11 protein-coding genes are annotated in these 14,581 nt (G+C 61.6%); 7 read left to right on the plus strand and 4 right to left on the minus strand.

Annotated features, from left to right (window positions below; genetic code table 11):
* Window positions 1-64 precede the first annotated feature (64 nt).
* From PspR76_RS24745 to edd, 4 genes are all read right to left on the minus strand, one after another.
* Window positions 65-1,492, minus strand: coding sequence for an ATP-binding protein (locus PspR76_RS24745; protein WP_202982194.1), 1,428 nt, complete (start codon window positions 1,490-1,492; stop codon window positions 65-67).
* A 31-nt stretch (window positions 1,493-1,523) separates the two neighbouring features.
* Complete coding sequence (locus tag PspR76_RS24750; RefSeq protein WP_078738901.1) at window positions 1,524-2,258, minus strand: response regulator; 735 nt, start codon at window positions 2,256-2,258, stop codon at window positions 1,524-1,526.
* Window positions 2,259-2,396: 138 nt separating this feature from the next.
* A complete protein-coding gene (locus PspR76_RS24755) occupies window positions 2,397-3,353 on the minus strand; it encodes a glucokinase (protein WP_159959545.1) in 957 nt (318 codons plus the stop codon).
* Complete coding sequence (edd, locus tag PspR76_RS24760) at window positions 3,350-5,176, minus strand: phosphogluconate dehydratase (RefSeq protein WP_159959547.1); 1,827 nt, start codon at window positions 5,174-5,176, stop codon at window positions 3,350-3,352. The genes PspR76_RS24755 and edd overlap by 4 nt, the downstream gene beginning before the upstream one ends.
* A gap of 221 nt (window positions 5,177-5,397) precedes the next feature.
* Here edd and gap point away from each other — a divergent pair, with 221 nt between their 5' ends.
* The 7 genes from gap (at window position 5,398) to PspR76_RS24795 (ending at window position 14,472) form a co-directional block, all read left to right on the plus strand.
* Window positions 5,398-6,399, plus strand: coding sequence for a type I glyceraldehyde-3-phosphate dehydrogenase (gene gap, locus PspR76_RS24765; protein WP_159959549.1), 1,002 nt, complete (start codon window positions 5,398-5,400; stop codon window positions 6,397-6,399).
* A 221-nt stretch (window positions 6,400-6,620) separates the two neighbouring features.
* Window positions 6,621-7,139, plus strand: a complete 519-nt coding sequence (locus PspR76_RS24770; protein ID WP_056858662.1) for an RNA polymerase sigma factor — start codon at window positions 6,621-6,623, stop codon at window positions 7,137-7,139.
* Window positions 7,140-7,211: 72 nt separating this feature from the next.
* A complete protein-coding gene (locus tag PspR76_RS24775) occupies window positions 7,212-8,180 on the plus strand; it encodes a FecR family protein (RefSeq protein ID WP_159959551.1) in 969 nt (322 codons plus the stop codon).
* A gap of 116 nt (window positions 8,181-8,296) precedes the next feature.
* Window positions 8,297-10,861 carry a TonB-dependent receptor gene (locus PspR76_RS24780; protein WP_159959553.1) on the plus strand — a complete coding sequence of 855 codons (2,565 nt, stop codon included), beginning with the start codon at window positions 8,297-8,299 and terminating at the stop codon, window positions 10,859-10,861.
* Window positions 10,862-11,012: 151 nt separating this feature from the next.
* The gene (locus PspR76_RS24785; protein WP_145165426.1) at window positions 11,013-11,621 is read left to right on the plus strand and encodes a biliverdin-producing heme oxygenase; all 609 of its coding nucleotides are present in this window, start codon (window positions 11,013-11,015) and stop codon (window positions 11,619-11,621) included.
* 170 nt (window positions 11,622-11,791) lie between these two features.
* Entirely contained in the window at window positions 11,792-12,193 is a 402-nt protein-coding gene (locus PspR76_RS24790) for a YbaN family protein (RefSeq protein ID WP_159959555.1), read from the plus strand.
* A 140-nt stretch (window positions 12,194-12,333) separates the two neighbouring features.
* The gene (locus PspR76_RS24795; RefSeq protein ID WP_159959556.1) at window positions 12,334-14,472 is read left to right on the plus strand and encodes a methyl-accepting chemotaxis protein; all 2,139 of its coding nucleotides are present in this window, start codon (window positions 12,334-12,336) and stop codon (window positions 14,470-14,472) included.
* Window positions 14,473-14,581 lie beyond the last annotated feature (109 nt).

Below are 14,581 nucleotides of genomic sequence, written 5' to 3' on the forward strand. Positions count from 1 at the left end.
AATGTTCGACTGATACACCGCCATCGCAGGCAAGCCAGCTCCCACATTTGATCCTCGGTGTGCGTTAGTCCAGGGTTCGCGGAAGCTGCAAAGTCACGCGCAAACCACCCTCACGCAAATTCTGCAAACTCACCTCGCCGCCATGGCTGTGAGCGATGTTGCGCGCAATGCCCAAGCCCAAGCCATAACCCTGTTGCTGGCCGGCCAACCGAAAGTGCGGTTCAAACACTTGCTCCAGGCGCTGTTCCGGAACGCCCGGCCCTTCATCATCAACGTGCAAGATGAACAACACACCATCATCTTCGATATGCAAATGCGCGTTCTGCCCATACTTCAAGGCGTTGTCGATCAGGTTGCCGATGCAGCGCTTGAGCGCCAGCGGCTTGCCCGCGTACGGCGCCAGGGCTCGCCCGTCCTGGGTGATGCGGCCGTTGCCGTTGGGCGCCAGGTAAGGCTCCACCAGGCAATCGAGCACGTGATTGAGGTCGACCGGCTCGATGTTTTCGTGAATGTCAGTGTCTTTTACGCACTGCAGCGCGCCTTTGACCAACAACTCCAACTCGTCCAGGTCGCGGCCGAATTTGGTTTGCAGGTTTTCGTCTTCGAGCAGTTCCACGCGCAGGCGCAGGCGCGTGATCGGCGTGCGCAAATCGTGGGAAATGGCACTGAACAATTGGCTGCGTTCGGTCAGGTAACGGCTGATGCGTTCGCGCATGGCGTTGAACGCACGGCCCACTTCCACCACTTCACTGCCGCCGCCTTCGGCCACCGGCTCCACGTCCGCGCCCAGCGACATGTCCCGCGCCGCCCGTGCCAGGCGCTTGAGTGGCCGGCTCTGCCAGTGCACCAACAGGCCGATAAACAGCAGCAGGAAGCCACTGGTCAGCACGATAAACCACACCTGCTGCGACGGCAGGCCTTGTTCTTCAAGGCTGGTGTAGGGCTCGGGCAGCAGCGAGGCGATGTACAGCCATTCGCCGGGCGCCAGCTGAATCTGCGTGACCAGCACCGGCGGGTTTACCGGCTCCAGGGTCAACGCGTAATGCGCCCAGGAACGCGGCAGTTCATCGAGCTTCAAGCCGGCGTTGAAAATACGCAGGTCTTCGGCACTGACGAACTCCACCGAGATATGCACGTCGCCGCCCAGGGTCTGGCGCAACACTTCATCCACGGCTTGCAGCACCGCCTGCTTGCGCGGGGTCTGCGGCAATATCTGCATGTCCAGGGGGCGGTCGTTGAGGGTCACCACAAACCGCGTGCCGCCCATGCTGCGCAGCTGGTCCAGCACCAGCGGGCGGTAGGCCACCGGCAGCGAACGGAAATAACTCACGCTGGCCGTCATCGAGTGCGCAAGGCTGCGGGCGCTGGTGACCAGGCCTTCGAGCTGGGTGGCACGCAATTGCGAAACCCAGATCACGCTGGAGAGTGTTTGGGCGAACAGCACCGCGAGCAAGGTCAACAGCAGCATGCGCCCCAGCAGTGAACGCGGCACCGGGAAGCGGCGGCGGCGTTCGGTTACATGCTCAGTGGGCATTGCCGGCAACCACGCTGGCTGCCAGTTGATAACCGCTGCCGCGCACGGTGCGGATCAGCCGTGGGGGTTTTTCGGTGTCGCGCAGGCGTTGGCGCAGGCGGCTGACGGCCATGTCGACGATACGGTCCAGCGGCATCAGGTCGCGGCCACGGGTGGCGTTGCCGATGGTGTCGCGGTCGAGAATCTGTTGGGGGTGGTCGAGAAACAATTTGAGCAAGGCGAAGTCGGCGCCGGAGAGGATCACCTCTTCGCCGTCGATGTGAAACAGGCGGTGACTGATCATGTCCAGGCGCCATTCATCGAACACCCACACATCGCCACCGCTGCTGCGCTCCTGGCCAAACTGGGCACGGCGCAACAAGGCCTTGATCCGCGCTTGCAGCTCGCGGGGGCTGAACGGCTTGCCGATGTAGTCGTCGGCGCCCAGCTCCAGGCCGATCACGCGGTCGGTTTCGTCGGAGCTGGCAGTGAGCATGATGATCGGCACCTGCGCCTGGCGCGGGTGCTGGCGAATCCAGCGGCAGAGGCTGAAACCGTCTTCGTCGGGCAACATCACATCAAGAATGACCAAGTCACACGGCGCCTCGTTCATCGCCTGGCGGAACCCCGCACCATCCGACACGCCACGCACCTGGAAGCCGGCGCGACTGAGGTAGGTTTGCAGCAATTCGCGGATTTCCTGGTCGTCGTCGACGAGGAGAATCGATTTACTGATTACGCTCACGGGGTCCTCCTTGTTGTTATGGCCAAGCTTAAGTCATTTTTTGCCCTTCAGGCCTCTATCGCGGGCAAGCCCGCTCCCACATTTGGAATGCATTTCAAAGTGTGGGAGCTGGCTTGCCTGCGATGAGGCCATCAGCCCCTACGCAAAAGCCTGTTCAAGCGCCACACCCGCCCCGGTCAACCCGGAATACGGCGCCGTCACCAACCACACCGGAATGCCTTTGAAGTAGTCGCTCATGCAGCCTTTGTCGCTAAAACTCTTGGCAAAATCGCTGTTGATAAAGAAGTCGGCAAACCGTGGAATCACCCCACCCACGATATACACCCCACCGCGCCCACCGGTGGTCAGTACGTTGTTACCCGCCACACGGCCCAGCCAGATACTGAACTGGTTCAAGACTTCCATTGCCACCGGGTCGCCGGCCAACCCCGCCGCCGTAATGGCTTCGGGCGTGTCCAGCACCGGGGTGTGCCCGTCGACCGCGCAAATCGCGCGGTACACACGGGGCAGGCCGCCACCGCTTAACGCGGTTTCGGCACTGACGTGGCCGATTTCAGTGTAGATGTGCTGCCACAGCTGGGTTTCACGCGGGCTGCTCAGCGGCAGGTCGACATGCCCGCCCTCGCCCGGCAGCGCCGCGTAACGGCCTTCGCCCAGGTCCAGCAAGGTGCCGACGCCCAGGCCGGTGCCCGGGCCGATCACCACGGCTGGGCGCCACGGCTCCGGGGTGCCTTCGCAGACCACGCGGAATTCGTCGGGTTTGAGGCGCGTCATGCCCAGGGCCATGGCGGTGAAGTCGTTGACCAGCAGCAGTTCATCCACTTGCAGGGTTTTGCAGAATGCACTTTTGCTCAGGCGCCAGTGATTGTTGGTGAATTTAAATTCATCGCCACTCACCGGCCCGGCGACCGACAGGCACACCGCGCCGATGTCGCCGATGTGCAGGCCTTCTTCCTTGAGGTAGACCTTGATGGCCTCCTCAGGGCTGGTGTGATCCGCCGTGGCGTGCACGCGAATCGAGTGCAGCGCCTGATCCCGCCACAACGCAAAACGGGCGTTTGTACCGCCAATATCACCGACCAGCGCAAGCTTCACTTAAGCGTCTCCAAGGCAGAGGTAAAGGCGCTGGCGCCCTGCTCTGCGGAGCTTGCGGCCAAGCGCATAAATGCAAACAGCTCGCGACCGGCCCCCACGTTATTGCCCAACAGGCCCGTGGCAGGCGTGCGCGCTGCAAATTCTTCGGCGTCCACCTTAAGCTCCAAGGTGCCTTTGACGCCATCGACGCGAATGATATCGCCATCTTTGACCCGCGCCAGCGGCCCGCCGCTTTGAGCTTCGGGGTTGACGTGGATCGCGGCGGGAATCTTACCCGACGCGCCGGACATACGCCCGTCTGTCACCAACGCCACTTTAAAGCCACGGTCCTGCAACACACCGAGGAACGGCGTCATTTTGTGCAGTTCAGGCATGCCATTGGAGCGCGGGCCCTGGAAGCGCATCACGGCGACAAAGTCTTTTTCCAGCTGGCCTGCCTTGAACGCGTCCGCCAGGTCCTGTTGATCCTGGAATACTACGGCCGGTGCTTCGACAATCTGGTGTTCCAGGGCCACGGCCGAGACTTTCATCACGCCACGGCCGAGGTTGCCTTCCATCACACGCAAACCACCTTCCGGCGAGAACGCGCGGGCCACCGGGCGCAGGATGGTTTCGTCGAGGCTTTCGATCGGGCCTTCGCGCCACACCAGTTCACCGTCGACCAGGAAGGGTTCCTGGGTGTAGCGGCTCAGGCCGTGACCGGCCACGGTGTTGACGTCGTTGTGGAGCAGCCCGGCTTCGAGCAGTTCGCGGATCAGGAACGACATGCCGCCCGCGGCCTGGAAGTGGTTGATGTCGGCTTTGCCGTTCGGGTACACGTGGGACAGGGTCGGCACCACCTCGGAGAGGTCGGCCATGTCCTGCCAGGTCAGGATGATGCCCGCCGACATGGCGATGGCCGGCATGTGCAGGGTGTGGTTGGTGGAACCGCCGGTGGCGTTGAGCGCGACGATGGAGTTGACGATGGATTTTTCGTCAACGATCTCGCCGATCGGCGTGAAGTTGGTATTGGCCTTGGTCAGGCGTGTGACCTGGTGCGCGGCCTCGCGGGTCAGCGCGTCACGCAGCGGCGTGTACGGGTTGACGAACGAGGCGCCCGGCAAGTGCAGGCCCATCACTTCCATCAACAGCTGGTTGGTGTTGGCGGTGCCGTAGAAGGTGCAGGTGCCGGGGCTGTGGTAGGACTTCATCTCCGATTCCAGCAGCTCTTCGCGAGTGGCCTTGCCTTCGGCGTAGCGCTGGCGCACGTCAGCCTTCTGCTTGTTGGAAATGCCCGAGGGCATCGGGCCGCCCGGTACGAAGATCATCGGCAGGTGGCCGTAGCGCAGCGCGCCCATCATCAGGCCAGGGACGATCTTGTCGCAGATGCCCAACATCAGCGCCGCGTCGAACATGTTGTGGGACAGCGCTACCGCCGTGGACATCGCGATGACTTCACGGCTGAGCAGGCTCAGCTCCATGCCGGGCTCGCCTTGGGTCACGCCGTCGCACATGGCGGGCGTACCGCCGGCGAACTGGCCGACCGAGCCGACTTCACGCAGGGCTTTTTTGATCTGTTCAGGAAAATGTTCGTACGGCTGGTGCGCCGAGAGCATGTCGTTATATGACGAAACAATTGCCACGTTGGCGGCATTCATCATGCGCAGGCTATTTTTATCTTCAGTGCCACAACCGGCTACGCCGTGGGCGAAGTTGGCGCATTGCAGCTTACCGCGCATCGGGCCGTCGCTGGCGGCGCCGCGAATGAGCGCAAGGTAAGCCTCGCGGGTTGCACGACTGCGGGCGATAAGCCGTTCGGTGACCTCAATAACGCGGGGATGCATGTGTAGAACTCCAGGCTAACGGATGTGGCGACCTGAGTGTCTATGCTGATCAAACGCCCGCAGCGCATGGGATGGCAGGGTGTCGTTTGGATCATCGGACCAGTTGATTCAGGTCACTCGTTGTAGATTGAACAAAATATTGCCACTAAAAAGGCTTGTTTTCTATTTTTATGCGAATAATCTTGTAATTCTTACAACAAATCGACGACAGGCACTTTCCAATGACTCTTCGTATCGCAATCAATGGTTTTGGCCGTATCGGCCGTAATGTCCTGCGCGCACTGTATACCCAAGGCTACCGCCAGGATTTGCAGATCGTCGCCATCAATGATCTGGGCGACAGTTCGATCAATGCCCACCTGCTCAAATACGACACCGTACACGGTACTTTCGAAGCAGAGGTTGCCCACGATCAGGAAAGCCTGACCGTCAATGGTGACCGGATCGCCGTAAGCGCCATCCGCAACCCGGCCGACCTGCCGTGGGCTGCGCACAAGATCGACGTGGTATTCGAATGCACCGGTCTGTTCACCGACCGTGACAAGGCTGCCGCGCATATTACCGCCGGCGCGCGCAAGGTGATCATCTCGGCCCCGGCCAAGGGCGCCGACGCCACCGTGGTCTATGGCGTAAACCATGACATTTTGCGTCAATCCCACCAGATCATCTCCAACGCCTCTTGCACCACTAACTGCCTGGCGCCGGTCGCCCAGGTGCTGCACCGCGAGCTGGGTATCGAAAACGGCCTGATGACCACCATTCACGCCTACACCAACGACCAGAACCTGACCGACGTCTACCACACCGACCCGTACCGCGCGCGCTCGGCCACCCAGAACATGATCCCAAGCAAGACCGGCGCCGCTGAAGCGGTCGGCCTGGTGCTGCCGGAACTGGCGGGCAAGCTGACCGGCATGGCGGTGCGCGTGCCGGTGATCAACGTGTCGCTGGTCGACCTCACCGTGACACTGAAGAAAGAAGCCACGGCCGAGCAAGTCAACGCCCTGCTCAAAGAAGCCAGCCAGCACTCGAAAATCCTCGGCTACAACACCCTGCCGCTGGTTTCCAGTGACTTCAACCATAACCCGCTGTCGTCGATCTTCGATGCCAACCACACCAAAGTCAGTGGCAAATTGCTGAAAGTGCTGGCCTGGTACGACAACGAGTGGGGCTTCTCCAACCGTATGCTGGATAACTGCCTGGCGCTCTGCAACGCCGAATAAACAGGCAACGCAGCGAGATCGTTCCCACGCTCTGCGTGGGAATGCCGCTTCGGACGCTCCGCGTCCCGCTGTTAAGTGGCGACGCGGAGCGTCACAGGAATGCATTCCCACGCTGAGCGTGGGAACGAGCAGCAGGGATCTTCGCACCCTCTCAAAGTGCCACTTGCCATTTGAGTTGATGATAAGCATTATCATTAACTGCATATCAGTCTGGTATCACTGTGAGCCAATCTCGCTTCAACCAAGTCTTTCTCACCCAACGGGTGATTCTGCTACGCACCTTGCAGCGGATGGTGAATAACCACAGCACCGCCGAGGACCTGTTGCAGGAAACCTACCTGCGCGTCACCCGGGCCCTCAGCGAGCGGCCGATTGATCACCTCGAACCCTTCGTCTACCAGACAGCGCGCAACCTGGCGCTCGACCACCTGCGTTCGCGCCGGATTCAAGCCCGCACGCTGCAGGAAGATGTCCCGCTGGACGTACTGCAAAGCGTCGCCGCCCCCATCAGTACGCCCGAAGACGCGACACAGGCCGAGCAATTGCTCGAACACCTGAGCGTCAGCCTCGGTCAGTTGAGCGCCCGACAGCAGCAGATCTTCATCCTCAGCCGCCTGCATGGCTGCAGCTATCAGGAGATTGCCGACCAGTTGCAAGTGTCCTTGAGCACCGTGCAAAAGGAACTGAAATTGATCATGGCCATCTGTGTAGGTGTGGCCGAGCGGCTGGATCAGCCTTAAGATTCACCCGACAGATGTGTCGATCCAGGCTGCAGGAAACGAATAAAACGTGGCGAAGACCCGAGGAACACCGTGACGGACCCGAATAAACTGCGCGCCCATGAGCTGGCTCATGAGGTGTTGCAAGACACGGCCATGGACCAAGCCCTCGATTGGCTGATCGCCTTGCAGTGCCCGCAACCCGGGCAGCAGGCGGAGTTCGACGCCTGGCTGGCCGCTGACCCGACGCATGCCCACGCTTTCAACAAAGCCCAGGCCGCCTGGGGTGGCGCGCCCGTGCACAGTGCCGCCGTGGCCCTGGCTGCGCCGCGCAAGCCGAGCGCCTGGCGCCGGGTCAAGCCGCATTGGAAACCATTGGCCACCGCCGCCGTGCTGCTGATCGGCCTGTTCAGCTTCAGCAACCTGCCCGTACGCCTGCAAGCCGACCACCTCACCGTGGTCGGCGAACGCCAGCGCCTGCAATTGGACGATGGCGCCAAAGTGCTGCTGAACACCAACTCGGCGTTTTCCAGCAGCATCAAGGACCACCAGCGCGTCGCCCGCCTGTATCAGGGCGAGGCGTTTTTCGAGATAGCCCCCAACCGTGGCCTGCCGCTGGAGATCGACGCCGGCCCGGTGCGTGCCAGCGTGCGTGACACCGACTTCGCCGTGCGTTACCTCAACGGTGAAGCGCAAGTGCAGGTGCAGCGTGGTGATGTCGACCTGAGCAACACTTTCGACGATGCCCGCGTGCGCCTGCGCGCTGGCGAGAGTATCCGCATCGGCCCCAAGGGCTTCGGCCAACCCGCCAAGCTGGATGTGAGCAAGGATCTGGCCTGGGTCCAGGGCCGCCTGGTGTTTGAAAATTGCCCGATGAGCGAAGTGCTGGCCGAGCTGCGCCGTTATTACCCCGGCTGGATCGTCAACACCAACGACAAGCTGGCCAGCGTGGCCGTCACCGGCAACTACCGCCTCGACCAGCCGCTGGACGTGGTGCGCTCACTGGCACACATCACCTCGGCCAAGCTCTCGGAATACCCGGCGCTGGTCATCCTGAACTAAATGAGAATTATTTTTACTCGATGTTAACCGGCGGTACGTCTCGTTATAGCCAATGCAACTGATTCCTATTTGATTCGGTTCGCAACTATAAGATTCGTACCTCCGGAGCGCTCTCGATGTCCTCTCGTTTCAACCGCCGGTCTTCTTCGCCCGTCCTGTCCTTGCTGACCGCCGCCATCCTGCTGGCCAGCGCGCCGGCCATGGCCGCCACGGCCGCCGAGCCGGTCGCCCGCAGCCACGGCAACTACAACTTCAGCATCGAGCAGCAGCCACTGGTCTCGGCACTCAACGCCTTTACCCGCGTGACCGGCTGGCAAGTCGGCCTGCCGGCAGAGCTGGGCCAGGGTGTGTCATCCCCTGGCGTGCGCGGCCCGCTGTCGCCGGAAAAAGCCCTGGACCGGCTGTTGGTGGGGACCAACCTGAGCTACCGCAAACTGGGCAATAACAACATCGTGCTGGAAAAACGCGCCGCAGGCAGCGTGCTCAACCTGCAACAGGTGACCATCAGCGCCACGCGCAACGAGCAGGCCGTCGACAGCGTGCCGAGCACCGTCACCGTGCATGATCGCCAGGAACTGGACCGCCAGAACGTCAACACCATCCGTGAACTGGTGCGCTACGAGCCCAACGTATCAGTCGGCGGCGCCGGCACGCGCGCCAGCAACGCGGGCTACAACATTCGCGGCATCGACGGCGACCGCATCCTCACGCAGGTGGACGGCGTCGAAGTGCCGGATAACTTCTTCAACGGCCCCTACGCCAAGACGCGCCGCAACTACGTCGACCCGGAAATCGTCAAGCGCGTGGAAATCCTGCGTGGCCCGGCCTCGGCCTTGTACGGCAGCAGCGCGATTGGCGGCGCGGTGAGTTACTTCACCCTCGACCCGGACGACATCATCAAGCCCGGCCAGGATGTCGGCGCCCGCCTGAAAACCGGCTACAGCTCTGCTGACGACAGCTGGCTGACCTCCGGCACCGTCGCCGGACGCGTGCAGGACTTCGACGGTTTGCTGCACCTGAGCCAGCGCAATGGCCACGAAATGGAGTCCTACGACGGCAACAACGCCACCGGCCTGGCCCGCACCGGCGCCAACCCGGAAGACGCGCGCACCACCAATATCCTCGCCAAGCTGGGCTGGAATTATGGCGATGACAACCGCCTGGGCCTGACCTACGAGAAGTTCAAGGATGATCGCGACGTCGACTTGAAAAACGCCGTGGGCGGGCCGTTCGTTGGTGGTCGAGGCTTCAACTTCTATCGCGGCCGTTCGGGTAACGACACCATCACCCGTGAGCGCTTCGGAATCGAAAACCGCTTCGCGCTCGATTCGCCGATTGCCGATCAGATCAAAACCAGCCTCAATTACCAGATCGCCAAGACCGACCAGACGACTGCCGAGATCTACCAACCGTCGCGTCGCGTATTGCGCACTCGCGAAACCCTGTACGAAGAAAAGCAGTGGGTCTTCGACGCCCAATTGGACAAAGCCTTCAGCCTCGGTGAAACCGATCACCAAGTGACCTACGGCACCACACTCAAGCAGCAGAAAGTCACCGGCTCCCGGGAAGGTGCCGCGACGTGCCTGGCGGTCGGCGGGGGTTGCACGGCTATCGGCGCGCCCAGCCCTTCTGCCAGCGACAGCGTGAAAAAATCCAGCGATTTCCCGGACCCGACCATCAACACCTACTCGCTGTTCGCCCAGGACCAGATCACCTGGAACAAATGGACCTTCCTGCCCGCCGTGCGCTACGACTACACCCAACTCAAGCCCAAGCTGACCCAGGAGTTCCTCAACACCGTAAACCCGACCGGCGCCTACCCGGTCAGCGACAAGGAAAAAACCTGGCACCGTGTGACGCCCAAGTTCGGCCTGACCTATGCCCTGACCGACCAATACACCTGGTTCGGTCAATACGCCGAGGGCTTCCGCACCCCGTCGGCCAAGGCGCTGTATGGTCGCTTTGAAAACCTCAACCTGGGCTACACCGTCGAGCCGAACCCGAACCTCAAGCCGGAAACCAGCAAGGGCATCGAAACCGGGATTCGCGGCAATTTCGACGAAGGTTCCTTCGACATCGCGGTGTTCTACAACAAGTACCGTGACTTTATCGACGAAGACGCCTCGGTCGCCGGCGGCGATATCCAAACCTTCGAAGCCAACAACATCAAGCACGCCACCATCAAGGGGATTGAAGCCAAGGGCCGCCTGAACCTCGACGCCTTCGGCGCACCGCAAGGCCTCTACACCCAGGGTTCGGTCGGCTACACCTACGGCCGCAACGACGACAACGGCGAGCCACTCAACAGAGTCAACCCGCTTAAAGGCGTGTTCGGCCTGGGCTACGAGCAAGAGCAATACGGCGCACTGGTCAGCTGGACGCTGGTGAAGAAACAGAAACGCGTCGACAGCACCACCTTCCACGCACCGGATGGCAGCACCAGCGCCCCGTTCAAAACCCCAGGCTTCGGCATCGTCGACCTGACCGGCTACTACAAGGTCACCAACGACGTGACCATCAACGGCGGCCTCTACAACCTCACCGACAAGAAGTACTGGAACTGGGATGACGTGCGCAGCTACGACGGCGTCGGCGAAGCGGGTGTGACCGCGCCGGCCAACCTCGACCGCCTGACCCAGCCGGGCCGCAACTTTGCGATCAACCTGATCTGGGACATCTGATCGCGCTTGCCCCAAATGCCGCCCTCCTCACCTCGCCGGAATTTCAGCGGCGAGGTGAGGATTTTTTACTGTGCCGCGTCTTCTTGTTCGTCTAGTTGATAACAGCTCTCTTTAGGGCACCCAGGCGCTACTCTTCTCAAGGACTTTTTCGATGACCGCTTCTCCTACCGCAGAACGCCCAAGCCTGCGCTCCCAGCGCCTGAACCAAATCACCAACGCGCCCCACACCAAGCTCGATGCGCTGGTCAAAGCCCACGCCCCGTTCGAAACCCAAGCCAACTTCGCCCGCTTCGTGGTCGCGCAATACCTGTTCCAGTCGGAACTGGTGGCGCTGTACAACGACCCTGAGTTGATCAAGATCGTCCCGGACCTGGCCGAGCGCTGCCGCGCCGAAGCCGCCAAGCTGGACCTGGGCGACCTGGACACCGAAGTGCCTGCACCGGTTGCTGGCGCCGTGAAGAACCCGAGCAAGGCCGAAGCCCTGGGTTGGCTGTTCGTGTCTGAAGGCTCCAAGCTGGGCGCTGCCTTCCTGATCAAGCGCGCCGTGGGCCTGGGCCTGAGCGAAACCTTCGGCGCCCGCCACCTCGGCGAGCCGGCCGGTGGCCGTGCTGAAGGCTGGAAAAGCTTTACCCGCACCCTCGACGGCCTTGAGTTCAGCGCCGAAGAAGAAGCGGCGGTAGAAAAAGGTGCAATCGACGCGTTTGTGCGCTTCACCGTGCTGCTGGAACAGGCGTACGCTAGCGCGCCTGAATTGGCGTAAATGTTCCGATAAACACTGGCTCAATGTGGGAGCTGGCTTGCCTGCGATGGCGGACTGCCTGTCTACACATAGGTGCCTGGCCCACCGCTATCGCAGGCAAGCCAGCTCCCACAGTTGAGCGCATTTCAGTTCGGATAATGTGTAAACCCTCCCAGCAGATAAGCGTCAGCATGCCCGGCAAAACCCAATCCACCTCAAAAATCGCCCAGCTCCTCTTCGGCCTGCTGGCCTACGTCAGCCTGGGCATTGGGTTGGTGGCGATTGTGATACCGGGTTTGCCCACCACTGAATTCATCCTGCTCGCCGCCTGGGCCGCGACCAAAAGCTCGCCGCGCCTGAGTGCCTGGCTGGAAAACCACCGCCTGTTCGGCCCGATCCTGTTCAATTGGCGCAACGGCAAGATCATCGCGCGCCGTGCCAAAGTCAGCGCCACCCTGAGCATGCTGCTGTGCGCCGGCTTGATGCTGGTGATGCTCGATCACGGCTGGCCGATCTACCTGGCGATTGCCGGAATGAGCCTGGGCAACCTGTGGATCTGGTCACGCCCGGAACGGCTCGCAACGCCCGTATAACGCGGCGTGTAGTCTTTTACCTACCGCTCATCGCCTGCCCCTCATGAAACATCTAGTTACGCCGATGTTCCGGACATAAGCGCCGAATGGACTTGGCTCGCCCTGCTTGCAGGTCAACAAGTCCAATCGCGAGTGAACCTATGTTCGACACCCTCTCTATCCGCTTGAAAATCGTGCTGCTGTCGGGCCTCTGCCTGGTTGGGGTGATCGCGCTGATCGTCGGCGTCAACCTCTACGAGGCCGACCAGAACAACCGCATGGTCAGCGAATCCAGCTCGCGCATGCTCACCACCAGTGTGCAGAACCTGTTGCAGGCCAAGGCCGGCGAACAGGCCGTACAGCTGCAGAAAACCTTTGGCGAAAGCCTGGTGGCGATCACAGCATTGGCCGACCAGATCAAAGGCCTGCGCACCACAGCTGCCAAACGCGGGCTGGAAGCCGGCGCACTGCGTGAAGAACTCAACCAGAGCCTCAAGACCGCGTTCGAGCGCAACAGCAAGGTGCTGGGCATCTGGCTGTCGTTCGAACCCAATGGCCTGGATGGCAAGGACAGCGAGTTTGTCGACGACAAAGCCCGCGTCTCCAACGAAAAAGGGCGCTTCTCCAGCTACTGGAGCCGCGCCGCCGGTGAAGGCCTGAACACGGTGATGGTCGAGGAAGACCTGACCAAGACCACGCTGAACCTCAGCGGTACGCCCTACAACATTTGGTACACCTGCCCACGGGACACGCGCAACGTTTGCCTGCTGGACCCGTATTCCGATGAAGTGGCCGGCAAGCAGGTGCTGATGACCACGATCTCGCTGCCGTTGATCGTCGACGGCAAGGTCATCGGCGTGGTCGGTATCGACCTGGCCCTGAATACCTTGCAAGCGGTGACGGACGCGGCACAAAAAGAACTGTTCGACGGTGCGGCGCATCTGGAGATTCTGTCCAGCACCGGGCTGATCGCGGCCTACAGCGGTGAGCCCGCGCGCGTCGGTAAAAACCTGATCGACACCCTGGGCGCCGAGGGCAAGGAGATCGTGCAACTGTTGGCCAACGACACGCGCACAATCCGCGAGCAAGATGACACGATCCGCGCCGTGTACCCGGTCAAGCCAATTGCCGACGCCAAGTCCTGGGGCATCGTGATCAAACTGCCGAAAACCGTGATGCTGGCCGACACCTTGAAACTGCAAGGCGTACTCGACAAAGCCCAGGCGGCCGGCATGCTCAAGGCGTTGCTGGTCGGCGCCACGGCCGCCTTGCTGGGCTTATTGCTGATCTGGCTGACCGCCACCGGCGTGACCCGCCCGATCAATACCGTGGCGGCGATGCTGAAGAATATCGCCAGCGGCGAAGGCGACCTCACCCAGCGCCTGACCTACTCGAAGAAAGACGAACTGGGCGAGCTGGCCAACTGGTTCAACCGTTTCCTCGACAAGCTGCAACCGACCATCGCGCAGATCAAGCAAAGCATCACCGAGGCGCGTGGCACGGCGGATCAGTCTTCGGCCATCGCACGCCAGACCAGTGAAGGCATGCAGGTGCAGTTCCGCGAAATCGACCAGGTCGCCACCGCGTCCAACGAAATGAGCGCCACCGCCCACGACGTCGCCAACAGCGCCTCCAATGCCGCCAGCGCGGCGCGCGGTGCGGACCAGTCGGCGCGTGACGGCATGGCGATCATTGAACAGAGCACCCGCGACATCACCACCCTCGCCGAAGAAGTCAGCAAAGCCGTAGGCGAAGTTGAAGCCCTGGCGGTGAACAGCGAGCAGATTGGCTCGGTGCTGGAAGTGATCCGCAGCATTGCCGAGCAGACCAACCTGTTGGCGCTCAACGCCGCCATCGAAGCAGCGCGCGCCGGGGAAAGCGGGCGTGGTTTTGCGGTGGTGGCCGACGAAGTGCGCAACCTGGCCAAACGCACCCAGGATTCGGTGGAAGAAATTCGCCTGGTGATCGAGCGCATCCAAAGCGGCACCCGCGGGGTGGTGGCGACCATGCATTCCAGCCAACACCAGGCCCAGAGCAACGCCGGGCAGATCCATCAAGCCGTGCAAGCGCTGGGCAAGATCAGCGATGCAGTGACGGTGATCAGCGACATGAACCTGCAAATCGCCAGCGCCGCCGAGCAGCAAAGCGCCGTGGCTGAAGAGGTCAATCGCAATGTGTCGGCGATCCGCACCGTGACCGAAACCCTCACCGGCCAGGCCACCGAGTCGGCGGCCATCAGCAGCCAGTTGAATGCCCTGGCCAGCCAGCAGATGAAGCTGATGGATCAGTTCAAGGTGTAACACCACGCCTGAAACCCATAGAGGTCAGTGTGGGAGCCGGGCTTGCCCGCGATGGCGGTGGGTCAGTCCATACCTTTATGGCTGACACACCGCCATCGCGGGCAAGCCA

Origin of the sequence: Pseudomonas sp. R76 (genome assembly GCF_009834565.1) — a bacterium.
In the GTDB taxonomy this organism is placed as follows: domain Bacteria; phylum Pseudomonadota; class Gammaproteobacteria; order Pseudomonadales; family Pseudomonadaceae; genus Aquipseudomonas.

Coding starts and splice junctions, on each gene's coding strand:
- edd (WP_159959547.1), bottom strand. CDS start 5,176: ATGCATCCCCGCGTTATTGAGGTCACCGAACGGCTTATCGCCCGCAGT.
- gap (WP_159959549.1), top strand. CDS start 5,398: ATGACTCTTCGTATCGCAATCAATGGTTTTGGCCGTATCGGCCGTAAT.
- PspR76_RS24780 (WP_159959553.1), top strand. CDS start 8,297: ATGTCCTCTCGTTTCAACCGCCGGTCTTCTTCGCCCGTCCTGTCCTTG.
- PspR76_RS24785 (WP_145165426.1), top strand. CDS start 11,013: ATGACCGCTTCTCCTACCGCAGAACGCCCAAGCCTGCGCTCCCAGCGC.
- PspR76_RS24790 (WP_159959555.1), top strand. CDS start 11,792: ATGCCCGGCAAAACCCAATCCACCTCAAAAATCGCCCAGCTCCTCTTC.
- PspR76_RS24795 (WP_159959556.1), top strand. CDS start 12,334: ATGTTCGACACCCTCTCTATCCGCTTGAAAATCGTGCTGCTGTCGGGC.